This is a genomic window from Conexibacter sp. CPCC 206217 (assembly GCF_030646165.1).
Taxonomy (GTDB): domain Bacteria; phylum Actinomycetota; class Thermoleophilia; order Solirubrobacterales; family Solirubrobacteraceae; genus Conexibacter.
Map to the genome: position 1 here is coordinate 804,374 of NZ_JAUTDO010000001.1, position 21,128 is coordinate 825,501.

The window sequence follows — 21,128 nt, forward strand, 5'->3', positions numbered from 1 at the left end:
GGCCGTCAGGAGCGGGCCGGCGTTGCGCGCAGCGGCAGCGTCAGCACGAAGCGCGCTCCCGGGCGGCCCTCCTGCGGCGGGGCCAGCTCCAGCGTGCCGTCGTGGGCCTCGGCGACGAGGCGGGCGATCGGGAGGCCGAGGCCGGAGCCGCCGGCTGCGGCGGTCGCGCGGTGGAAGCGGTCGAAGACGGCGGCCTGCTGGGCGGGCGGGACGCCGGGGCCGCGGTCGGCGACGGCGATCCGCGCGAGGTCGCCGTCGCGTTCCAGCGACAGCTCGATCTCGCCGCCGACCGCGCCGTAGCGGATCGCGTTCTCGACGAGGTTCGCGATCGAGCGGGCGAGCAGGCGCTCGTCGCCCTCCACGACCGCCTCGGCGTCCACGCGCGTTCTCAGCTCGGCGCCGGCCGCCGACGCCTGCTCGCGGTAGTCGTCGGCGACCTGCTCCAGCAGCAGGTCGAGCCGCAGCGGCTCGCGCTCGACGCGTCCGCGGCGCGCGTCGAGGCGTGCCAGCTCGAGCATGTCGGCGATCGTGCCCGAGGCGCGCTCGGCCGCCTGCTCGATCGAGCGCAGCGCGCCCGCCGCTGGCGCCGACTCGCCCTCCTCGCGCAGCGCCTGCTCGGCGCGCGCGCGGATCACCGCGACCGGCGTGCGCAGCTCGTGCGCGGCATCGGCGAGGAACGCCTCCTCGCGCTTGGCCACCGCGACCGCCGGCGCCAGCGCGCGCCCGACCAGCAGCCAGCCGGCCGCCGCCGTCAGCAGCCACAGCAGCAGTGCCACGCCGCCGATCGTCAGCGCCGCCGAGCGCACGCCCGCCTCCGACAACGGCTCGAACGCGACGATCGTCGCGAGCATCCCGTCGTCGCCGTAGATCGGGCTCGTCGCCAGCCGGGCATCCTCGCCCGCCGCGATGTCGTCGTAGACGTGGAGGTCCTGCTGGCGCTGCGCGATCGCCAGCGCGCGCCGGGCCGCGGGCGCGTCGAGGCTGTCGCGCGGGCCGGCGATCACGCGCCCGTCGAGCGCGACCACGACGACCGGCGCGCCGGGCCGCCGCTGCGGCCCGAAGTAGCCGACCGGCTGGCGGTCGACGACCAGTCTGCTCGGGTTGCCCTGCGGATAGGCGTAGCCGTCGGCCGCGAGCGCGGTCTGCTCCACGCGCGCGTCGAGCCGCTCGTGCCGCCGCTGCCCCTCGGCGAGCACCGCGACCGTCGCGAAGACCGCGAGCACGACGAAGGTCAGGACGGCGAAGGCGGCCGTGAGGCGCCACCGCAGGCGGCCCAGCTGCTGTCCGCTCACGCCTCGTCCACCAGCCGGTAGCCCGCGCCGCGCACGGTCTCGATCGTCGCGGCGCCGAGCTTGCGGCGCAGGGCGCCGACGTGGACGTCGACGACGTTCGACTCCGGCTCGTAGGCGTGGTCCCAGCAGTGCTCCAGCACGTCGTAGCGATCGACGACCTCGCCGGCGCGGTCGGCCAGGAACGACAGCAGCGCGAACTCCTTCGCGGTCAGCGGGACGATCACGCCGTCCCTGCGCACGCGGCGGCGCGCCGGCTCGATCCGCAGGCCGCCGACGTCGATCACGGTCTGGCGCCGGACCGGCCCGCGCCGCAGCAGCGAGCGCAGGCGCGCGACCAGCACCTCGGTCGCGAACGGCTTCGCGAGGTAGTCGTCGGCGCCCCCCTCCAGGCCCGCGACGACCGACTCGACGTCGTCCATCGCGGTCAGCATCAGGATCGGCGTCTCGACGCCGGCCGCGCGCCACTCGCGGCACAGCTCCAGACCTTCGCCGTCGGGCAGCCTGCGATCGAGCACGATCGCGTCGTAGGGGTGGACGTCGGCATGGAAGCGGGCCTCCGCGACGGTCGCGGCGACGTCCACGCCGAACGACTCGGCGCGCAGCCGCTGCATGACCGCGGCGGCCAGTTCGGCCTCATCCTCGACGACGAGGACTCGCATCGCGCCAGAATACTGCGGCGTCAAGCGACTCACCGCCCCGCCAGCGCCGCCAGCAGCAGCACCGCGCTGGCCGCGTAGTCGATCGCCGGCTCCGACGTGACGTAGTCGTCGACCCGGTCCTCGTAGGTCGCGCCCGCCGTGTCGAACGGGCTGCGCCGGGGAGCGCCGAGATCCTGCGCGAGGATGTCGGCGAGCGGCGCCGGGCCGCCGACGACCGCCCCGCGCGGGCGGCCGGGACCGGCGAGCGAGGACCAGTGGTGGGGATGGCGCGGCGCCTTCGGCCCGTAGCCGGTGACGAAGCTGGCGCCCCACGGATTGCGGCCCAGCAGCCAGTCGCGCGCTGCGGCGCCGCCCGCGAGGCCGCCGGGCAGGCCGATCGCGCCGCCGGCGAACGCGGCGAGCGCGCCTGCGCCGCTGCTCTCGCCGGTCTGCCCCCACGTGAAGTCGCCGGGCGTGCGGAACGCGCCGCGGCGGGCGCGCGCCAGCGCCGCTCTCCCCTGCGCGCCGAGCGCCGCGCACGCCGTCGCACGTGCGGCACGATCGGCGGCGCCGGGTGCCCCGAGCGCGCCGCACAGGTCCGCGGCGGCGAAGCCCGCCATCGCGTTCCAGCCGAGCCGGCCGTCGGGCGTGATCGCGCCGAGGTAGCGGAGCGCGTCGTCGAGGTACCGTCGCTCGCCGGTGACGCGGTAGAGCGCCGCCGCCCCGGCCGCGAGTGCGTCCTGCGCGGTGTCGCCGCTGTAGAAGTCGCCGCTCGGAGCGCCGAGCTTCGGCGCGACCCCGCCGGCCGCGACGCCCGCGGCGTACCAGTCGCGGGCGGCGTCGAGGAGGGCCGGAGCGGACGCCGCCTGCGACGCGGGAGCTGCCCCCGCACGCTCCGCCGCCAGCGCCAGCGCCGCCGCGGCCTTGCCGCCGAGGTCGCCGCCGATGTTCGCGTAGGCGACGCGGGTCGCGATGCCGACCTTGCCGGAGGCATCGTCGCCGGCGGGGTCGCGGAAGCCGAGCTCGTGGTCGCGCTCGTCGCCGACCTGGGCGATGAACAGGTCCGGCGCCGGGTGGGCCTTCAGCAGCCAGCGGACGCCGACGTCGGCGGCTGCGGTGAGCGCGGGTGCGTCGGCCCGGTCCAGGCGCGCCGCGACCTGCAGCGCCGCCGCGGCGTAGGCGGTGGTGTGGGTGAACTTGAGCATGTCGCCCGCGTCCATCCAGCCGCCGGTGAGGTCGAACGCCTCGCCCGCATGCGGGCCCGTCGCGACGACCGCGTCGCGCAGATGCGCGGGACCGTGGGCGGGCGATGGCTCGCGGCCGTCGGCGTTGGCGGCGAAGAAGCCGAGGATCGCGCGGATCGGTGCCGACACGGCGTTCGTCCGCACGATCCACGGACGTGAGGTCAGGTCGCCGAAGCGGACGCGATATGCGCCGGGCGCCCGCACGCGCGAAAGATCCGCACGCGCCGCATGACGCCATGGCGCGGCGCTCCCGCCCGCGCCCGCGAGCCGCCCGCGCAGCACCGCACGCCCGCTGCTGTCGACCACGCGGAAGGCACGCCCGCGCAGGTCGCCCCCGCTCCCGACGATCGCGACCTTCGCGTCGCCGGGAGCGCTCGGCCCACCGACACGGATCGCGTCCGGCGGCGTCGCGGACGCGGACGATGCACCGCACGCTGCCGCTCCCAGCGCGAGCAGCACGGCCACGACCGGCGACCCGTCGTGTGCGCCCCTCCGCAGCCGGACGCCCAGCCGCGCGCCGAGCGCGCCCGTTCGCGCACGACTGATCCGCGCGCGGCCTCCCGCGCGCGAATCGTCCTGTCGCCAACTCATCGTCTGATCTCGTACGCGAACGTGCGCGGCTTGCTGCTGTTGCCGGCGGCGTCGGTCGCGACCAGCACGCCGCGATAGCTGCCGCGCGCGAGCGGGCGGCGTCTGCCGGCGGCGAGCGGCAATCTGAGCGTGCGCGCGGAGCCGGCCGGGACGCCGGACTGGCTCACGCTCGTGACGCGCTCCCAGCGCGTGCAGCGCGGCGCGCGACGCAGTCTCGGGCTCGGACGGCGGCAGGCGCCTCTGGAGCGGCGGCCCGGCTGAGCGCGCTCGATCCGCACCGTCAGCGTCGCGCGCTCGGACGGCGTCACCTTCAGGCTCAGGCCTCTGCGCACCACCTTCAGCTGCGGCGGCGTCGTGTCGCGGGTCGATCTCGGCGGGATCGTCGGCGGCGTTCTCGGCGTCGGCGCAGGCGTCACGGGCGCGGGAACTCTCGCCGGCGGCGTCGCCGGGGCGATCCCGCGGCGCTGCTGGAACAGCGACACGGCGGCGGCCGCGTCGGCGATCCCGCCGCTGACCGATCTGCCCTGCCACGCCGCCGCCGGCCGCGCGCTGTCGACGATCGCGCTGCGCACGTCCGCGGGGGTGGCGCTGGGGTCGATCCCGAACAGGATCGTCGCGATGCCGGCCGCGGTCGGCGCGGCCCAGCTGGTCGCGCAGCCGGTCGGGCCCTGGGAGACGGGGCCGCCGAGCGTGAAGCCGTTGCGGGTCGTGAAATTGTTCTGCGTCGGCACCGCGACGTCGACCGATCTCGCCCCGAAGGCGCCGCAGTCGAGCCCGTCGGTCGGCGAGGAGGTCGAGACGCAGATGACGTTGCCCACGCCGAGGTTGCACGGCTGCGGATCCTGCGGGTCGGCGTCCTCGGCGCCGCCGTTGCCGGACGGGATCGTCACGAACAGGACGTTCGGGTGGTCGACGATCGCCGTGCGCAGCGGCGAGTCGGCGTCGAGCGGGCCGGACAGCCAGCTGAAGCTGACGACGCGCACGCCGAGCCCGGCCGCCCAGTCGATCGCCGCCCCCTGGATGTGCTCGAAGCAGAGGTCGCCGTCCCAGCAGGTGCGCGCGGCGAGGAAGCGGGCGTTGGGCGCGACGCCGGCGCCGCCCTGGCCGTTGTTCCAGGCGGCGCCGAGCACGCCGGCCACAGCGGTGCCGTGGCCGCTCTGGCCGTCGGGGTCGGCCGGGTCTCTGTCCGGTCTGGTGCTTCTACCCGGGTTCGCGCCGCCGATGAAGTCCCAGCCGATCGAGCCGGCCGGCACGTCGCGGGTCGTGTCGTTGTCAGGATCGGCGACCTGGCTGTCGACCGGCGTTCTCCACAGGCGCGGGGCGATGTCGGGGTTGTTCCACTCCAGCCCGGTGTCGGCGACCATCACGGGCACGTCGGCGAGCGGTCTCGCGATCAGGTCGAGCGCCTCGCCGACGTGCATGAGCTGCAGCGGCTGCTGGGCCGCGGCCTGTGGATCGGTCGGCGCCGCCGCGGAGGCGAACGACGGGAGGGCGGCGGCCGCGGCGCAGGCGGCGAGCAGGCCCGTGGTGAGAAGACGTCGTCTGGTCATGGCTGCGCAGCCTGCCGATCGGTCGATGAAGAACACATGAAGCACCACTTCATGGAAGCTTCAGCCTATCCGTGGGAGGCTGGCCGTTGTCAACCCCGACGACCGTCTTGGAGGTCCCGATGTCATCGTCCGTGCACCGCCGGCACACGCTCCCCGTCGCCCTCGTGATCGCGCTCGCGCTGCCGAGCGCGGGCGTGATGAGCGCCGCCGCGCTCGCCGCGCCCGGCCATGGCGGCAACGGCCCGACCGCCTCCGCCGCGGCGAAGAGAACCGCGAGAAAGAGAAGAGCGAGAAGAGTCTCCGGCACGCGCGGCCCCCGCGGACCGAAGGGCTCGCCCGGCTCCAACGGCGCCAGAGGCGCGCCGGGAGCCGCGGGCGCGCCGGGCGCGACCGGCCCCGCCGGCCCGGCTGGCCCCGCCGGTCCCTCCGACGCCTTCGAGGCGCACAACGACGGCACGGTCAACGGCCCCGACAGCGAAGACGTCACGGTCGTGACCTTGCCGCAGCTCCCCGCCGGGGCCTACGTGATCTCGGGCAAGGCGACGGTCACGCGCGGCGCCCCGAGAGGCTCCTTCTCCGCCTCCTGCACGCTCGCGGCTGCCACCGCCAGCGACACCTCGCTGACGATCGCCCCCGACAGCACCGGCCTCGGCGCGACCGTCAACACGATGCTGGCGGTCAGCTTCGACGCGCCGCACGACGCGACGATGACGTGCACGCTGCTCGGCGCGTCGTGGCGCGCGCAGAACGCGAGAATCGTCGCGATCAAGGTCGGCAGCCTCAGATCGGTGGCGGTGGCGGGCTAACATCAGGAGCGTGCCCGACCGCCTCTGGTTCACCGCGTCCGATCCCGCCAACGCGCTGATCGCGACCGACCCGATGGCCCTGCTGATCGGCTTCGTGCTCGATCAGCAGGTGTCGGTCCAGAAGGCGTTCGCCGGGCCGCTGGCGTTGCAGGAGCGGCTCGGCTCGCTCGACGTCGAGGCGCTCGCGACCGCCGACCTGGAGCCGCTGTTCCGCGAGAAGCCGGCGATTCACCGCTACCCGGGCGCGATGGCGAGACGGGTGCAGGAACTGGCCGTTCACGTGCGCGACGAGTACGACGGCGAGGCGGCGCGCGTCTGGAGCGACGCGGCCGACGCGACCGAACTGCGCGCGAACCTGCTGGCGCTGCCCGGCTTCGGCACGATGAAGGTCACGTCGCTCGGCGCGGTGCTCGCCAAGCACTACGACCTCGCCGCCGCGCAGGAACTGGTGCCGTGGCACCCGACGCTCGGCGACGTCGACTCGGCGCAGGCGCTGACCGACTACCAGACCGCCAAGAAGCAGCACAAAGCGGAGTGGGCGCGCGCCCGCGCGACTGCGGCGCGGCCCGGCTGAGCGAGCCGCACCGCGCGCGCGACCGGCTACGCCGGCGAGACCGACGAGGAGTAGCCCGGCTCGCTGTCCTCGGGCGTCAGCGGCGGGTAGGTCTCGGTCACGAGCAGGTGGTACGCGCCGGCACGCGCCTGGTAGGCGACCACGAGCTTGACGACGTCGAAGAGGCCCTTCGGCTGGCGGCCGGTGACGACGATCACGACCCACGACAGCACGCCGATCGCGCGCGCCAGGATCTCCATCAGGTAGAGCAGGATGAAGACCGGGATCATCAGGATCACGCGGAAGAACGTCTTGACGCGGCTGTAGTGCTCCAGCGGCGGGGCGATCCGCAGGTGGACCGGGTAGTCCGGGTCCTCGTCGCCGCCGAACGACGGATATCTGTCCGTCATCAGGTGCTGGAACGCGTTGACGCGCGCGTTGTAGCGCAGCGCCTTGCCGACGAAGTCGTAGAGGCCCTGTGGATAACGGCCGGTGAAGACGATCGCGAACCACGCGATCACGGCGCAGACGACGGCGCCGAGTCCCCAGAAGATGCTGACGATCAGCCACGGGATCGAGATGATCAGACGGAAGAAGCTCGTCAGTCGACTGCGCTGCTCGACGAACTCTGCATCGAAGGTGACGGGATACATGCAGCACCTCCCGGTGCGGTCAAAAGGGGTCCCGCGCGCGGCGGCTTCCGGCGCGCGCGGCGTCGCCCTGAGAATCGGCAGCTGCGTGCCGTAGTTGAGCCCCGTCGGCCCAATACCCCCCAAACGGGTCAGGCAGCGGACACGGGCTGCGGCGGCGCTGCGGGGGCCGGGGCGGCGCGCGCGAACTCGATCGCGTCGTCCTCGACCGATCCGTACTTCAGCATCACGACGTCGCGCGGGTAGTTCTGATGCAGCCGCCACGGCGTCGCCGGACCCTGCCGCGGCAGGTCGTCGATCGAGCGCAGCACGTAGCCGGATCTGAGGTCGATGAACGGCTCCGTCGGCAGCGCGGCGTCAGGGAGGCGCGGGGTGACGGTCGCGTAGCCACCCGCGTCCATGTGGTTGATCAACCGGCAGACGTACTCGGCGACGAGGTCGCCCTTCAGCGTCCACGAGGCGTTCGTGTAGCCGATCGTCAGCGCCAGGTTCGGCACGCCGCTGAACATCATGCCCTTGTACGCGACCGTCCGCGAGAGGTCGACCGGGCGCCCGTCGACGACGATCTCCATGCCGCCGAGCACGAGCAGGTTGAGACCGGTCGCGGTGACGATCACGTCCGCCTCCAGCTCGGCGCCGGAGGCGAGTCTGATGCCGTGCTCGGTGAACGTCTCGATCCGGTCGGTGACGACCGAGGCGTCGCCGCTGCGGATCGCCTTGAAGAGGTCGCCGTCGGGGACGAGGCAGAGGCGCTGGTCCCACGGGTCGTACGTCGGCGCGAAGTGCGTGTCGACGTCGTACCCCTCCGGCAGCTGACGCGCGACGCCCTTGCGGATCAGCGCCTTGATCAGGCGCGGCGTGCGCCGGCTGAGCTGGAACAGCAGCGAGCTGACGAGCACGTTCTTCCAGCGCACGATCGGGTACGCGACCTTGGCCGGCAGCCGCTTGCGCAGCACGTCGGCGAGCGGATCGCGCGCCGGCAGCGACAGCACGTAGCTGGGCGAGCGCTGCAGCATCGTCACGTGCGCGGCCTGCGGGGCCATCGCCGGGATCAGCGTCACGGCGGTCGCGCCGCTGCCGATCACGACGACGCGCTTGCCGCTGTAGTCGAGCTGCTCGGGCCAGTGCTGCGGGTGGACGATCTCGCCCTGGAACCGCTCCGTGCCGGGGAACTGCGGCGTGTAGCCCTCGTCGTAGCGGTAGTAGCCGGTGCAGCCGAAGAGGAAGCTGCAGGTGAGGTGGACCGTCTCGCCGCTGTCGGTGCGCAGCGCCTCGACGGTCCAGCGCGACTGCACCGAGGACCATTCGGCCCGCACGACGCGGTGGTGGTAGCGGATCCGCTGCTCGACGCCGTGCTCCTGCGCGGTGTCGCGGATGTATCTGAGGATCGACGGGCCGTCCGCGATCGCCTTCGCCTCGCGCCACGGTCTGAACGCGTAGCCGAGCGTGAACATGTCCGAATCGGACCGGATCCCGGGGTAGCGGAACAGGTCCCACGTTCCGCCGCTGGAGCTGCGCGCCTCCAGGATCGCGTACGACTTGCCCGGCGAGTCGGCCAGCAGGTGGCAGGCGGCGCCGATGCCCGACAGGCCGGCACCGACGATCAGCACGTCGACGTGTTCGTGCGGCATGCGATCCATCTTGCCCAACGTACGGGCGGTGCGCGCCGGTACCCGCGAGTACCGGGCGCGTAGACGCTCAGCGCCCGAGCCGCCGCCTCAGGCCGGCGCGACCGGCTGGTCGAGTCCCATCCCGCGCGTCATCAGCTCCTGCAGCTGCCGCAGCTCGGCGGCGTCAAGGCCGCTGAACAGCTCCGCGACGGTCGCGTCGGCGACTCTGTGCGCCTCCGCGAGCGTGTCGGTGCCGGCGGCGGTCAGCGTCACGCGCGTGCGGCGACGGTCGGAGGGGTCGCGCGTGCGCTCGACGAGACCACGCTGCTCCAGCGAGTCGACGGCGGAGACGACGATCGCCGGGACCTTGCCGAGCAGTCTCGCCAGCTCCTGCTGCGAGCCCGGCCCGTCGGTCTCGAGGATCGACAGGATCGAGTACTCGCGTGCGTCGATCCCGACGACCGAGAGGCGCTCGTCGCCGCTGTCGGCGATCGCGGTGCCGGCCCACGACAGCAGCAGCGCGGCACTGCCGGCCGCGCAGCGCGGGATCGGCGCGCCGCCGAGGCAGCCGTGCCCGCGCTCGCCCTCGGTGCGGCCCTGCATGTCAGCTGAATCGTTCACCTCTTGAATGATACACCGCGCGGTGCTACCTTCGGCGACCTAATCGTTCAGCCACTAAACGCTTTAGGAAGTGTTCGCACATGCGACGAAACCGTTGGACCGTTCTTGCAGTACTGGCGCTGGCGCAGTTCATGGTCGTGCTCGACGTGACGATCGTGAACGTCGCATTGCCCGACATCCAGGGTGATCTCGGCTTCTCCGCCGAGGGGCTGCAGTGGGTCATCAGCGCCTACACGCTCACGTTCGGCGGCTTCCTGCTGCTCGGCGGTCGAGCCGCCGACCTGCTCGGGCGGCGCGCCGTCTTCATCGCCGGGCTCGCGCTGTTCACCGCCAGCTCGCTCGTCGCCGGCCTCGCGCCGTCGCCCGGCACGCTGATCGCCGCACGCGCGGTGCAGGGCCTCGGCGGCGCGCTGCTGTCGCCTGCCGCGCTCTCGATCCTCACGGTCACGTTCGCGCACGGCCGCGACCGCAACATCGCGCTCGGCCTGTGGGGCGCGCTCGCCGGCCTCGGCGGCACGCTCGGCGTGATCGCCGGCGGCGTGCTGGTCGACGCGCTCGGCTGGGAGGCCGTCTTCTTCGTCAACGTCCCGATCGGGATCGCGCTCGTGGTCGCGACGCCGCTGATCGTGCGCGAGAGCCGCGCCGAGATCACCGGCCCGCGCACGTTCGACAGCGCCGGCGCCGTGCTCGGCACCGCCGGCCTGCTCGCGCTCGTCTACGGCGTGATCCGCGCCGAACCGCTCGGCTTCGGCTCGGCCGAGGTGCTCGGCCTGCTCGGCGGCGCGGTCGTGCTGCTGGGCGCGTTCTTGATGGTCGAGGCCCGCTCGCAGGCGCCGCTGGTGCCGCTGCGGCTGTTCCGCTCCGCCGGCCTGCGGACCGCCTCCGGCGCACTTGCGCTCAACGGCGCCGCCTTCCTCGCGATGTTCTTCCTGACCGCGATCTTCCTGCAGCAGGTGCGCGGCGATTCGGCGCTCGAGGCCGGGCTGCACTTCCTGCCGATGGGGATCGCGGCGATCGTCGGCGCGGCCGTCGCCTCCAACGTCGTGACGCGGCTGGGCACGCGCCCGGTCCACATCGGCGGCGCGCTGTTCAGCGCCGCCGGCCTCTACCTGCTCTCGCGCGCGGGCGCCGACGACAGCTTCGCCGGCGGCCTGCTGCCCGGCCTGCTGCTGTTCGGCTTCGGCATCACCGGCGTCGGCGTCTCCAACCAGATCGCCGCGATCGCCGACGTCAGACACCACGAGGCGGGCGCGGCGTCCGGGCTCGTGACGGCGGCGTTCCAGGTCGGCGGCGCGCTCGGCCTCGCGATCGTCACGACGCTGGCGACCTCGCGCAGCGGCGACGCGCTCGCGGCCGGCGCGACGCAGTCCGACGCGCTCGTCGAGGGCTTCCACCGCGGTCTCCTGATCGCGGCGGTGATGGCGCTGCTGAACGTCGGCATCGCGCTCGTCTCGCCGCGCCTGGCGCCCGACGCCGAGCAGATCGCGGAGGCGCAGGCGGCGTAGCCCTCGACCTTTCTGGACGATGATTCTCCAGCAGTCCGAGGATGGGCGTAAGCTCGGCGCCGCAGTCCGTGAGCGGGTTGATCGACACGCTCGCAGGCAAGCGTCACGGCTGATGCGAATCCCCTCCCCCATCTCCCGCCGCGCGCCTCGCGCGCTCCTGGCCACGTTCGCGTTCGCCGGCGCCGTTGCGACGCCGGCCGTCGCGCTCGCCGCGCCGAGACCGCAGCCGAGCCGGTCGCCGATCAGCGTGACCGGCTCGCTCGTGCAGCTGGACGGTGCGAGCGGCTGCGTCGTCGACCGCTCCGCGAGACCCAGAGCCCGCAGAGGCTGCGCGCCGGTGCGGGCGCTGAGCGGGCCCGGCCCGTTCCTCGGCTCCAACGCGATCGCGGTCAGCCCCGACGGGCGCAACGTCTACGTCGCCGCTTCCGACAGCGACGCGATCGCGATCTTCACGCGCAACGCGCGCACCGGCCGCCTGACGCAGCGCTCCGGCAGCGCGGGCTGCATCGCTGCGAGAGGCGCCTCCGGCTGCACGAGCGCCCGCGGCCTCGACGGTCCCAACTCGCTCGCCGTCAGCGCCGACGGCAGGAACGTCTACGCGACCTCGCTGAAGAGCGACGCCGTCGTGGCCCTGCGCCGCAACGGATCGACCGGCGCGCTGAGCCAACTGCCCGGCGTCGCCGGCTGCATCGCCGGCAGAGTGCCGGTCGCCGACTGCGCCACGGGCCGCGGGATCGCCGGCCCGGACGTCGTCACCGTCAGCCCCGACGGCAAGAACGTCTACGTCGGCTCGTTCACCGGCAACGCGCTGGCGGTCTTCGCGCGCGACGCCTCCGCGGGCGCGCTGACGCAGCCGGCCGACGCGAGCGGCTGCCTCGTCAACGCCGCCACCGACGGCTGCACCACCGTGCTCGCCTTGGGCGCGCCCGAGGGCATGGCGATCAGCGGCGACGGCGACAACGTCTACGTCGCGACCGCGCTCAGCAACGCCCTGCTGGTGCTCACGCGCAACGCCTCCACGGGAGCGCTGACGCAGGCGGCCGACGGCACGGGCTGCATCGTCAACGCGGCGCTCGCCGGCTGCACCACGGGCCTCTGGCTCGGCGGCGCCAACGCCGTCGCGGTCAGCCCCGACGACGGCGACGTCTACGTCACCTCGCTGACGAGCAACAGCCTCACCTCCTTCACGCGCGCGGCGGGCAGCGGCACGCTGACGCAGCAGAGCGGCACCTCCGCCTGTGTCATCTACGTGCTCGCCGTCGGCTGCTCGCTCGGGCGGGCGCTGAGCGAGCCCGAGGGCCTCGCCGTCGCGCCCGACGGCGCGACTGTCTACGCGGCCGCGTTCGGCTCCGGCGCGCTCGACGTCTTCGACCGCGCCGCCGGCAGCGGCGCGCTGATGCAGAAGCCGCGCCGCACCGGCTGCATGACGAGCGGCCCGATCCCCGACTGCACGCCAGCGCGCGCGCTGCGGGGCGTCAGCTCGATCGCCCTCAGCCCGGACGGCGAGCACGTCTACGCCGCGGCGTTCAGAAGCGACGCGGTCGCCGTCTTCAAGCGCGTCACCAAAGCGATGACACGAGCGCGAGGTACGAGATGAGAAGCAACGCGACAGACGGGCCTCCACGCGACATCCCCGACGGCGACGGCCGCGACGGCCTCACCCGCGGGGACCTGCTCAAGGGCGCCGCGGCAGCCGCGCCCGCGCTGCTGCTCGCCAGCCAGGCCGCGGCCGCTGCCAGACGCGAGCAGCCGGCGCACGCCGGCGCCGGCCGCAGCGCCGCGGGCATGAACGTGCTCGTCTTCCTGACCGATCAGCAGCGCGCGGTCCAGCACTTCCCGCCGGGCTGGTCCAGACGCAACCTGCCCGGCCTCACGCGCCTGCAGAGACACGGCCTGACGTTCGAGAACGCGTTCACGAACGCGTGCATGTGCTCGCCCGCGCGCTCGACGCTGATGTCGGGCTACTTCCCCGCGCAGCACGGCGTCAAGTACACGCTCGAGACGAACATGCCCTCGCCGCAGTACCCGCAGGTGGAGCTGTCGACCGGCCTCAGAAACCCGGCGAGCGTCGTCGCGGCAGCCGGCTACACGCCCGTCTACAAGGGCAAGTTCCACTGCAACAAGCCGGCCGGCGCCGACTGGGTGCCCGAGGACGTCAACAAGTACGGCTTCACGCGCTGGGATCCGCCGGACGCCGGCGCCAACCAGTCGGCGCCCGAGGCCGGCGGCGGCAGCTACGACAACGACGGCCGCTTTATGAACGACCAGGGCACGCCCGACGCGGGCACCGAGGGCGCGGTCCAGTACCTGTCGTCAGCCGCCGCGCAGAGCCAGCCGTTCTTCATGGTCGTCTCGCTCGTGAACCCGCACGACGTCCTCTTCTATCCGAGAACGTACGACAGCAGCGGCTACGACGACTCGTGGCTGCAGGGTGAGATCGAGCCGCCCGTGACGGCGAACGAGGACCTTTCGACGAAGCCGACCGTGCAGGCGCAGTTCCTCAGACTGTTCAACGCCTCCGGCCCGATCCCGACGCCGCAGATGAAGCGCAACTACCTGAACTTCTACGGCAACCTGATGAAGTCCTCGGACGCGTACCTGGTCGAGCTGCTCGACACGCTCGAGAAGAACAGACTGCTCGACAACACGCTCGTGATCGCCACCGCGGACCACGGCGAGATGGGCACCGCCCACGGCGGGATGCGGCAGAAGAACTTCAACGCGTACGAGGAGTCGACGCACGTCCCGCTCGTCTACTCCAACCCGAGGCTGTTCAAGAAGCCGCGCAGAACCGACGCGCTCGTCTCGCACGTCGACTTCCTGCCGACGCTCGCGAGCCTCGTCGGCGCGCCGTCGAGCGCGCGCGCCGACTGGCAGGGCGTCGACTACTCCGACCTGATCCTCCAGCAGGCCGCGAAGCCGGTGCAGGACTACACCGTCTTCACGTACGACGACTACCAATCGGGCCAGCCGAGAGGCCCGTACCCGAGACCGCCGAACCACATCGTCAGCATCCGCGAGCAGCGCTGGAAGATCGCGCGCTACTGGGACGCCGACGGCAACGAGCCGGACCAGTGGGAGCTGTACGACCTGCAGAACGACCCCTTCGAGCGCGTCAACCTCGCGTTCAGAGGGCACAGACGCACGCCGATGCAGGACCGCCAGTACCGGCGGATGCGGGCGAAGCTCGCGCGCGTCGAGAAGACGCGGTTGCAGCCGCTCAGCGCTGCGTGAAGCCGGCGATCAGCTGGGCCGCTTCGAGCGGCACGTCGAGCTGGGGGCAGTGGCCGATGCCGTCCAGCTCGGCCGGGATGTGCTCGTGGTTGGTCGCGATGAACTCGGTCGCGCGGCGCCGGCCCTCGGGTGAGGCGACGATCGCGTCGACGTGCGGGATCGCGGCCGCGAGCAGCTCCTGCATCGTGATGAAGTGGCCGAGCGTCCGCTGGAACGACTCGTCGCCGACCGCCCAGCCGCCGGCCGGCGCGAGCGCCACGACCGCCGTGGTGCGCGGGTGTGAACGCGAATTCCACGGGCGTGAAGGCTAGTGCCGCGCGGGCGCGCGCACGCCGGGCCCGCGCGCGGCGACGCGGGGCCAGCCGATGCCTGCCGCCGCTCCCCGGATCGCCGATCCCCGGATCGCGCGCCAGCCGGGGATCGGCGATCCCTGGCTGCGGTGCAGAGGCGCGCCCATAATGGACCGATGGACAGAGCGCAGCTTGCGGACTTCCTGCGGCGCCGACGCGAGGCGCTGCAGCCCTCCGACGTGGGACTCGTGAGCGGGCCGCGACGGCGCACCAGCGGGCTTCGGCGCGAGGAGGTCGCGGCGCTGGCGAGCATGTCGACCGACTACTACAGCCGGCTGGAGCAGCAGCGCGGGCCGCAGCCGTCGGAGCAGATGCTCGCCTCGATCGCGCGCGGGCTGCGGCTGGAGATCGACGAGCGCGACCACCTCTTCCGCCTCGCCGGCCACACCGCGCCGTCGCACGCGGTGCGGACCGAGCACGTCAGCCCGGCGCTGCTGCGCGTGCTCGACCGCCTCGACACCCCCGCGCAGGTCGTCACCGACCTCGCCGAGACGCTCGTGCAGAACCAGCTCGCGACCGCGCTGCTGGGTGACCAGACGCGCTTCACCGGCCCCTCGCGCAGCCTCTTCTACCGCTGGTTCGCGGGTCCGGACGAGCGCCGCTTCTATCCGCAGGAGGACCACGCCCGCCACAGCCGCGCGTACGTCGCGTCGTTGCGCAGGGCACTCGCGCGCGAGCCCGGTGACGGACGCGTGGACGAGCTGGTGCAGCGGCTGCAGCGCGAGAGCGAGGAGTTCGCCGCGTTGTGGCCCCAGCACGAGGTCGCGGTCAGAGTCCCCGAGCGCAAGCGGATCATCCACGCCGAGGTCGGCACGATCGCGCTGCAGTGCCAGGTCCTGATCGCCGAGAACGAGGCGCAGTCGCTGCTCGTCTACACCGCCACGCCGGGCAGCGACGACTACGAGCGCCTGCGCCTGCTGTCGGTGATCGGCGACCAGCAGTTCGCGGGCTGAGGCAGGGGCGGATCGCCGATCCGTGGATGGACGCTCCCCTTTCAGGCCGGCCGTCCACGCGGCACCGTGGAGCGCATGACCTCCCCCACGGACACCACCACCCGCAAGATCGCGATCGTCACCGGCGCCAACCGCGGCCTCGGCCGCAGCACCGCCCTGCACCTCGCCGCCGACGGCGTCGCGGTGATCGCCACCTACCGCAGCAACGCCGACGAGGCCGACGCCGTCGTCGCGCAGATCGTCGCCGACGGCGGCGACGCGGTCGCGCTGCAGCTCGACGTCGCCGTCGTCGCCTCCTTCGCGCAGTTCGCCGCCGACGTGCGTGCGCTCCTGCAGCAGCGCTGGCAGCGCGACAGCTTCGACTTCCTCGTCAACAACGCCGGCTTCGCCGTGATGGGGCCGTTCGAGCAGCTGCGCGAGGCCGACTTCGACGCGCTCGTCGACGTCCACTTCAAGGGCGTCGTGTTCCTCACGCAGGCGCTGCTGCCGCTGCTTGCCGACGGCGGCAGCATCGTCAACACGTCGACCGGGCTGACGCGCTTCACCGCCCCCGACATCGCGGCGTACGCGGCGATGAAGGGCGCGATCGAGGTCCTCACCCGCCACCTCGCGCAGGACCTCGGCGCGCGCGGGATCACCGTCAACACGGTCGCGCCGGGCCCGATCGGGACCGACTTCGGCGGCGGCGCGATGCGCGACGACGAGCAGGTCCGCAGCGTGCTCGCCGGCCACGCCGCGCTCGGCCGCGTCGGCGAGCCCGACGACGTCGGCGGAGCGATCGCGGCGCTGCTGTCGAGCGGCAACCGCTGGGTCACCGGCCAGCGGATCGAGGTCTCGGGCGGCACGCACCTCTAGGCAGGCAGCCCGCCGCCCGGCCCGTCGAACGACAGCCCGGTCTCCTCACGGCGGCGGTCGAAGCGCTCGTGCGCGGCCTCGATCGAGGCGAGCGCGTCCTCGCGCGAGCGCCAGCCGCCGACCTCGACCGTCTTGCCCTCGAGGTCCTTGTAGATCGCGAAAAACTGGGCTATCTCGTTGCGCAGCAGCTCCGGCAGCTCGTCGAGGTGGTCGTAGCCGCCCCAGTTGGTGTCGTGCAGCGGGACGCAGATGACCTTGTCGTCGATCCCCTGGTCGTCGCGCATCTTGAAGAGACCGACGGGCTTGACGGGGATCAGGCAGCCCGGGAAGGTCGGCTCCGACAGGCAGACGAGCACGTCGAGCGGGTCGCCGTCCTCGCCGAGCGTGTTGGGGAAGTAGCCGTCGTCGGCCGGGTAGGCGGCGGCCGTCATCAGCAGCCGGTCGAACGTGAAGCCGCCGAGGACCGGGTCGTACTCGTACTTGTTGCGCGTCCCCTTGGGGATCTCGATCACCGCGATCAGCCGCGGGTCGGCGGCGAGCGCGTCGGCGTGGACGGCGGCGCCGCGCGCGACGACCTCGACGCGGTGGCCGTCGGGATCGACGACCGTCGCGCCGTACGTCGCGGAACCGCGCTCGTCGCGCAGCTGCGGCGCCGCGTGGTCGCTGCCGCCGGCTCGCAGCGCGGCGGCATGGAAGGCGTCGACCTCGGCGCGCCCGCGCGCCGCGAAGCCGACCTGCAGCGACGCGGCCGGAGCGGCGTGGACGGCGAGCCGGAACGCGACCGTGCCGGCGAGCCCGAAGACGATCTCCTCGACCTCGACGTCCGCCGCGGCCGGTTCCAGCTCGGCGAGTCCGAGCGGCGCGAGCGCCCGCGCGTAGAAGGCGCGGCTGCGGGCGAGGTCGCTGACGCCGAAGCGCAGCTGTTCGATCACGACGGGGCGGGCTGACACTTCGCGAGATCCTCCTGCTGGGCGGCGAGCGGCCCGAGCGTAGCCGCATCCGTCTCACGGCGCATCCCCGGTTTCGTAGAGTGTCGCGATGCTGATCGAGGGTCGCCCGCTCCCCCCGCCGTCCGTCGCCCCGCACGACCTGCTGCGCGCGGGTCTCGCGGCGGGGCCCGACCGGCTCGCCGCGATCTCCGCCGTGCGCCATCTGACGTGGCGCGCGCTGGACGACGAGAGCAGCGCGCTCGCGGCGCGCTACCGCCAGCTCGGACTGGCGCCCGGCGACCGGCTCGCGTCGCTGATGCCCAACCGCATCGACCTGCTCGTCCACTATCTCGCCTGCTTCAAGGCCCGCGTCGTCGCGACGCCGCTCAACTACCGCTACACCGCCCGCGAGATCGACCACGCGCTGGAGGTCAGCGGCGCTGGCGCGCTGCTCGTCCACGCCGAGCGCGCCGAGGACCTCGCGGCCAGCCGGCTCGCCGCGACGCTCCCGCAGGGAACGATCGCCTACGGCGGCGAGCTGCCCGGTGCGCGCCACGGCTTCGAGGCGCTGCTCGACGCCCCGCCGCTCGCGCTCGACGGCGCGCCGCCGGCGCCGGACGACGCGGCCGTGATCTTCTTCACCTCCGGCAGCACCGGCCCGGCGAAGGGCGTCACGCACACGCACGAGACGCTGCGCTGGATGTTCGCCAGCTGCGCCGCGGGGCTGGAGCTGAGCGCCGACGACGTCGCCCTGCCCGCCTCCTCGATGTCGCACGTCGGCTCGTTCCTGTGGTCGTTCGCGGCGCTGTCGGTCGGCGCGCAGGTGATCGTCGCGCGCAGCTACGACGCGTACGAGGTGCTGCCGCTGCTGCGCGCGCACCGGCCGACGTTCATGGCGATGGTCCCCGCGGCGCTGGCGGCGTTCGTGCGCGACCACGACGTCAGCGCCGGCGACCTCGCGTCGCTGCGACTGTGCCGCACCGGCTCGGACATGGTCTCGGCCGAGCTGCTGAGCGAGTTCGCCCAGCTCGCGGGCATCCCGCTCGACGAGGGCTACGGCATGACCGAGGTCGGCCTCGCGACCGTCAACCCGCCGTCCGGCGTGATCAAGCAGGGCTCGATCGGACGCCCGATCGACGGCTTCTGCATCTCGATCCGCGACGATTCGGACGGGCTGCTGGGGACGGGCGCCGTCGGCCGCGTGTGGATCAGGACGCGCAGCCGCATGGCCGGCTACTGGGAGGATCCCGCGGCGACCGCGGAGGTGCTGCGCGACGGCTGGATCGACTCCGGCGACCTCGCGCACGCCGACGACGACGGCTACCTGTGGTTCTTCGGGCGCAAGAAGCAGATCATCGTCCACGACGGCTCCAACATCAGCCCGCGCGAGGTCGAGGGCGCGCTGATGGAGCACCCGGCCGTCGCGCTCGTCGGCGTCGTCGGCATCCACGACGTCGTGCACGGCGAGAACGTGCGCGCGTACGTGACGCTGCGGCCGCAGACGGCGCGCCCCGCCGCCGACGAGCTGATCCTCTTCTGCCGCGAGCGCGTCGGCTACAAGGCGCCCGAGGAGGTCGTCTTCCTCGGCGAGATGCCGCTCAACCCGACCGGCAAGATCGACCGCGTCGGGCTGAAGCGGATGGCGGAGGAGCACGTGCACGAGGCGGGCGCCGGCGCGCGCTGAGCGCCGACGCGGCACCGCGACCCCTCGTCGGCGACGACCGGCGCCCGAGGCGCTGACGCCCCGGCGAAGCGCCCGGAATGCCGCGACGCGGCGCCCGCTGGGACGCACCCCGTAAGGTGTCGCGCCGGTGTCCGACCCGCGCGCACAGGAACGCCATGGCCATGCCGCTCCGTTCGCGCTCGCGCTCGGGGCGCTCGGGGTCGTCTTCGGCGACATCGGCACGAGCCCGTTGTATGCGCTGACCGCCGTCTTCGCGGCCGACGACGGCGCCGTCAAGCCGACGGAGGGGGACGTCTACGGGATCATCTCGCTCGTCGTCTGGTCGATCACGCTGATCGTCTCGATCAAGTTCGTGACGTTCATCATGCGCGCCGACAACGACGGCGAGGGCGGGATCATGGCGCTCGTCGCGCTCGTGCGGCGCGCGCGGCTGAGACGGCCGTGGGTCAAGGCCGCGCTCGTGATAGCCGGGCTCTTCGGCGTCGCGCTGTTCTACGGCGACGGGATGATCACGCCCGCGATCTCCGTCCTGTCCGCCGTCGAGGGGATCGAGGTCGCCGCACCCGGGCTGGAGCAGTTCGTGCTGCCGTTCACGCTCGTGGTGCTGACCGGCCTGTTCCTGATCCAGCGCTTCGGCACCGAGGTGATCGGCCGCCTCTTCGGCCCCGTGATGGTCGTCTGGTTCACGGTCCTCGCCGCCGCGGGCATCGGCCGGCTGATCCACCACCCCGCGATCCTGCGCGCGCTCTCGCCGCACTACGCGCTGGAGTTCTTCGTCGACCACCCGGGGATCGCGTTCATCTCGCTCGGCTCCGTCGTGCTGGCGGTGACCGGCGCGGAGGCGCTGTACGCCGACATGGGCCACTTCGGCGCCAAGCCGATCCGGCGCGCGTGGTTCCTCGTCGTCTTCCCCGCCCTGACGCTCAACTACATGGGCCAGGGGTCGCTGATCGTCGCGCAGCCGGACGCGATCTCCAACCCGTTCTACCTGCTGTTCCCGCACTGGGCACGGATCCCGATGATCGCGCTCGCGACCGTCGCGACGCTGATCGCCTCGCAGGCGGTGATCTCGGGCGCGTTCTCGGTCACGCGCCAGGCGGTCCAGCTCGGCTTCCTGCCGCGGCTGACGATCCGTCACACGTCCGAGGGCGAGATCGGCCAGGTCTACGTGCCGGCCGTCAACTGGGGCCTGTTCGTCGCCGTCTTCGCGCTCGTCGTCGGCTTCGGCTCCTCCGCGAAGCTCGCGACCGCGTACGGGATCGCCGTCACCGGCACGCTGCTGATCGACTCCGTGCTGTTCCTCGTCGTGCTGCGCGTGCTGTGGCGCCGGCCGCTGTGGATGGTCGTCGCGGGCGTCCTCGGCTTCGTCACCGTCGACCTGCTGTTCCTCGCCGCGAACGTGACGAAGATCGCGCACGGCGGTTGGTTCCCGCTGCTGGTCGGCGCGATCGTCTTCCTGCTGCTGACGACGTGGGATCGCGGCCGCGAAGAGGTCACCGCCGCGCGCGTGAAGGCGGAGGGGCCGCTGCTGGAGTTCATCGCGCGGATGCGCAACCGCAGCCCGTTCATCAAGCAGCTGCCCGGTGTGGCGATCTACCTCAACCCGAGCAGAACGACGACCCCGCTGGCGCTGCGCGTGACGGTCGACCGCATCCACGCGATCCACGAGAAGATCGTGATCGTCACCGTCGTCACGACGACCACGCCGCACGTCCCCGAGAGCGAGCGGATCAGCTTCAACACGCTCGGCGACGACAGAGACGACTTCAGCCACATCACGCTGAGGTTCGGCTTCCAGGACAGCCCGGACGTGCCGCGCGCGCTGCTGCGGGCGCGCTCGACAGGCGCGGGCCTCGAGGTCGACTTCAACCCCTACCACGCGACCTGGTTCCTCTCCTCGATCACGATCGTCCCGGACCGCTCCCCCGGCATGGCGCGCTGGCGCAAGGCGCTCTTCGTCGGCATGGCGCGCAACGCCGCCAGCCCCGCCGACTACTTCCGCCTGCCGGCCGAGCGCGTCGTGACGATGGGGGCGCAGATCACCTTCTGATGCGGCCGCTCGG

The 21,128-nt window shown here is 73.0% G+C and carries 18 protein-coding genes; 9 read left to right on the forward strand and 9 right to left on the reverse strand.

Features of this window, described 5'->3' with window-relative positions:
- Positions 1 to 5: 5 nt before the first annotated feature.
- The 4 genes from Q7L65_RS03855 to Q7L65_RS03870 form a co-directional block, all read right to left on the reverse strand.
- Positions 6 to 1,292, reverse strand: a complete 1,287-nt coding sequence (locus Q7L65_RS03855; protein ID WP_304718916.1) for a HAMP domain-containing sensor histidine kinase — start codon at positions 1,290 to 1,292, stop codon at positions 6 to 8.
- Positions 1,289 to 1,951, reverse strand: coding sequence for a response regulator transcription factor (locus Q7L65_RS03860; protein ID WP_304718917.1), 663 nt, complete (start codon positions 1,949 to 1,951; stop codon positions 1,289 to 1,291). The genes Q7L65_RS03855 and Q7L65_RS03860 overlap by 4 nt, the downstream gene beginning before the upstream one ends.
- A 29-nt stretch (positions 1,952 to 1,980) precedes the next feature.
- Entirely contained in the window at positions 1,981 to 3,639 is a 1,659-nt protein-coding gene (locus tag Q7L65_RS03865) for a glycoside hydrolase family 9 protein (RefSeq protein ID WP_304718918.1), read from the reverse strand.
- A gap of 122 nt (positions 3,640 to 3,761) precedes the next feature.
- Positions 3,762 to 5,315 (reverse strand): S8 family serine peptidase, encoded by a 1,554-nt coding sequence (locus tag Q7L65_RS03870; protein ID WP_304718919.1) that lies wholly within the window; start codon positions 5,313 to 5,315, stop codon positions 3,762 to 3,764.
- A 119-nt stretch (positions 5,316 to 5,434) separates the two neighbouring features.
- On the opposite strand from Q7L65_RS03870, the gene Q7L65_RS03875 reads away from it, so the two are divergent.
- Together Q7L65_RS03875 and Q7L65_RS03880 are read left to right on the forward strand one after the other, a co-directional pair.
- The gene (locus Q7L65_RS03875) at positions 5,435 to 6,121 is read left to right on the forward strand and encodes a hypothetical protein (RefSeq protein WP_304718920.1); all 687 of its coding nucleotides are present in this window, start codon (positions 5,435 to 5,437) and stop codon (positions 6,119 to 6,121) included.
- Positions 6,122 to 6,131: 10 nt separating this feature from the next.
- The gene (locus Q7L65_RS03880; protein WP_304718921.1) at positions 6,132 to 6,695 is read left to right on the forward strand and encodes an HhH-GPD-type base excision DNA repair protein; all 564 of its coding nucleotides are present in this window, start codon (positions 6,132 to 6,134) and stop codon (positions 6,693 to 6,695) included.
- A gap of 26 nt (positions 6,696 to 6,721) precedes the next feature.
- Here Q7L65_RS03880 and Q7L65_RS03885 read toward each other — a convergent pair whose 3' ends face one another.
- The 3 genes from Q7L65_RS03885 to Q7L65_RS03895 form a co-directional block, all read right to left on the reverse strand.
- Entirely contained in the window at positions 6,722 to 7,327 is a 606-nt protein-coding gene (locus Q7L65_RS03885; protein WP_304718922.1) for a DUF4389 domain-containing protein, read from the reverse strand.
- A 128-nt stretch (positions 7,328 to 7,455) separates the two neighbouring features.
- Positions 7,456 to 8,955, reverse strand: a complete 1,500-nt coding sequence (locus Q7L65_RS03890; RefSeq protein WP_370552516.1) for a flavin-containing monooxygenase — start codon at positions 8,953 to 8,955, stop codon at positions 7,456 to 7,458.
- An 87-nt stretch (positions 8,956 to 9,042) separates the two neighbouring features.
- Positions 9,043 to 9,555: a MarR family winged helix-turn-helix transcriptional regulator gene (locus Q7L65_RS03895; RefSeq protein WP_304718924.1), complete on the reverse strand. Its 513-nt coding sequence runs from the start codon at positions 9,553 to 9,555 to the stop codon at positions 9,043 to 9,045.
- Positions 9,556 to 9,635: 80 nt separating this feature from the next.
- Between Q7L65_RS03895 and Q7L65_RS03900 the strand changes: the two genes are divergently transcribed.
- The 3 genes from Q7L65_RS03900 (at position 9,636) to Q7L65_RS03910 (ending at position 14,294) form a co-directional block, all read left to right on the forward strand.
- A complete protein-coding gene (locus Q7L65_RS03900; protein WP_304718926.1) occupies positions 9,636 to 11,060 on the forward strand; it encodes an MFS transporter in 1,425 nt (474 codons plus the stop codon).
- Positions 11,061 to 11,172: 112 nt separating this feature from the next.
- Positions 11,173 to 12,657, forward strand: a complete 1,485-nt coding sequence (locus Q7L65_RS03905) for a beta-propeller fold lactonase family protein (RefSeq protein ID WP_304718927.1) — start codon at positions 11,173 to 11,175, stop codon at positions 12,655 to 12,657.
- The gene (locus Q7L65_RS03910) at positions 12,654 to 14,294 is read left to right on the forward strand and encodes a sulfatase-like hydrolase/transferase (protein ID WP_304718928.1); all 1,641 of its coding nucleotides are present in this window, start codon (positions 12,654 to 12,656) and stop codon (positions 14,292 to 14,294) included. Before Q7L65_RS03905 ends, Q7L65_RS03910 begins: the two co-directional genes overlap by 4 nt.
- On the opposite strand, the gene Q7L65_RS03915 is transcribed toward Q7L65_RS03910, so the two are convergent.
- Positions 14,281 to 14,553: a hypothetical protein gene (locus Q7L65_RS03915; RefSeq protein ID WP_304718929.1), complete on the reverse strand. Its 273-nt coding sequence runs from the start codon at positions 14,551 to 14,553 to the stop codon at positions 14,281 to 14,283. The genes Q7L65_RS03910 and Q7L65_RS03915 overlap by 14 nt on opposite strands.
- 207 nt (positions 14,554 to 14,760) lie before the next feature.
- Here Q7L65_RS03915 and Q7L65_RS03920 point away from each other — a divergent pair, with 207 nt between their 5' ends.
- Together Q7L65_RS03920 and Q7L65_RS03925 are read left to right on the forward strand one after the other, a co-directional pair.
- The gene (locus tag Q7L65_RS03920) at positions 14,761 to 15,597 is read left to right on the forward strand and encodes a helix-turn-helix transcriptional regulator (protein WP_304718930.1); all 837 of its coding nucleotides are present in this window, start codon (positions 14,761 to 14,763) and stop codon (positions 15,595 to 15,597) included.
- Positions 15,598 to 15,672: 75 nt separating this feature from the next.
- Positions 15,673 to 16,452, forward strand: coding sequence for an SDR family NAD(P)-dependent oxidoreductase (locus Q7L65_RS03925; protein ID WP_304718931.1), 780 nt, complete (start codon positions 15,673 to 15,675; stop codon positions 16,450 to 16,452).
- Here the strand turns inward: Q7L65_RS03925 and Q7L65_RS03930 are convergent.
- The gene (locus Q7L65_RS03930) at positions 16,449 to 17,402 is read right to left on the reverse strand and encodes an inorganic diphosphatase (RefSeq protein ID WP_304718932.1); all 954 of its coding nucleotides are present in this window, start codon (positions 17,400 to 17,402) and stop codon (positions 16,449 to 16,451) included. The two genes, Q7L65_RS03925 and Q7L65_RS03930, sit on opposite strands and share 4 nt — an antisense overlap.
- An 88-nt stretch (positions 17,403 to 17,490) precedes the next feature.
- Here Q7L65_RS03930 and Q7L65_RS03935 point away from each other — a divergent pair, with 88 nt between their 5' ends.
- Positions 17,491 to 19,065, forward strand: coding sequence for a class I adenylate-forming enzyme family protein (locus tag Q7L65_RS03935; RefSeq protein ID WP_304718934.1), 1,575 nt, complete (start codon positions 17,491 to 17,493; stop codon positions 19,063 to 19,065).
- Positions 19,066 to 19,192: 127 nt separating this feature from the next.
- Positions 19,193 to 21,115 carry a potassium transporter Kup gene (locus tag Q7L65_RS03940; RefSeq protein WP_304718935.1) on the forward strand — a complete coding sequence of 641 codons (1,923 nt, stop codon included), beginning with the start codon at positions 19,193 to 19,195 and terminating at the stop codon, positions 21,113 to 21,115.
- The last annotated feature ends 13 nt before the right edge of the window (positions 21,116 to 21,128 follow it).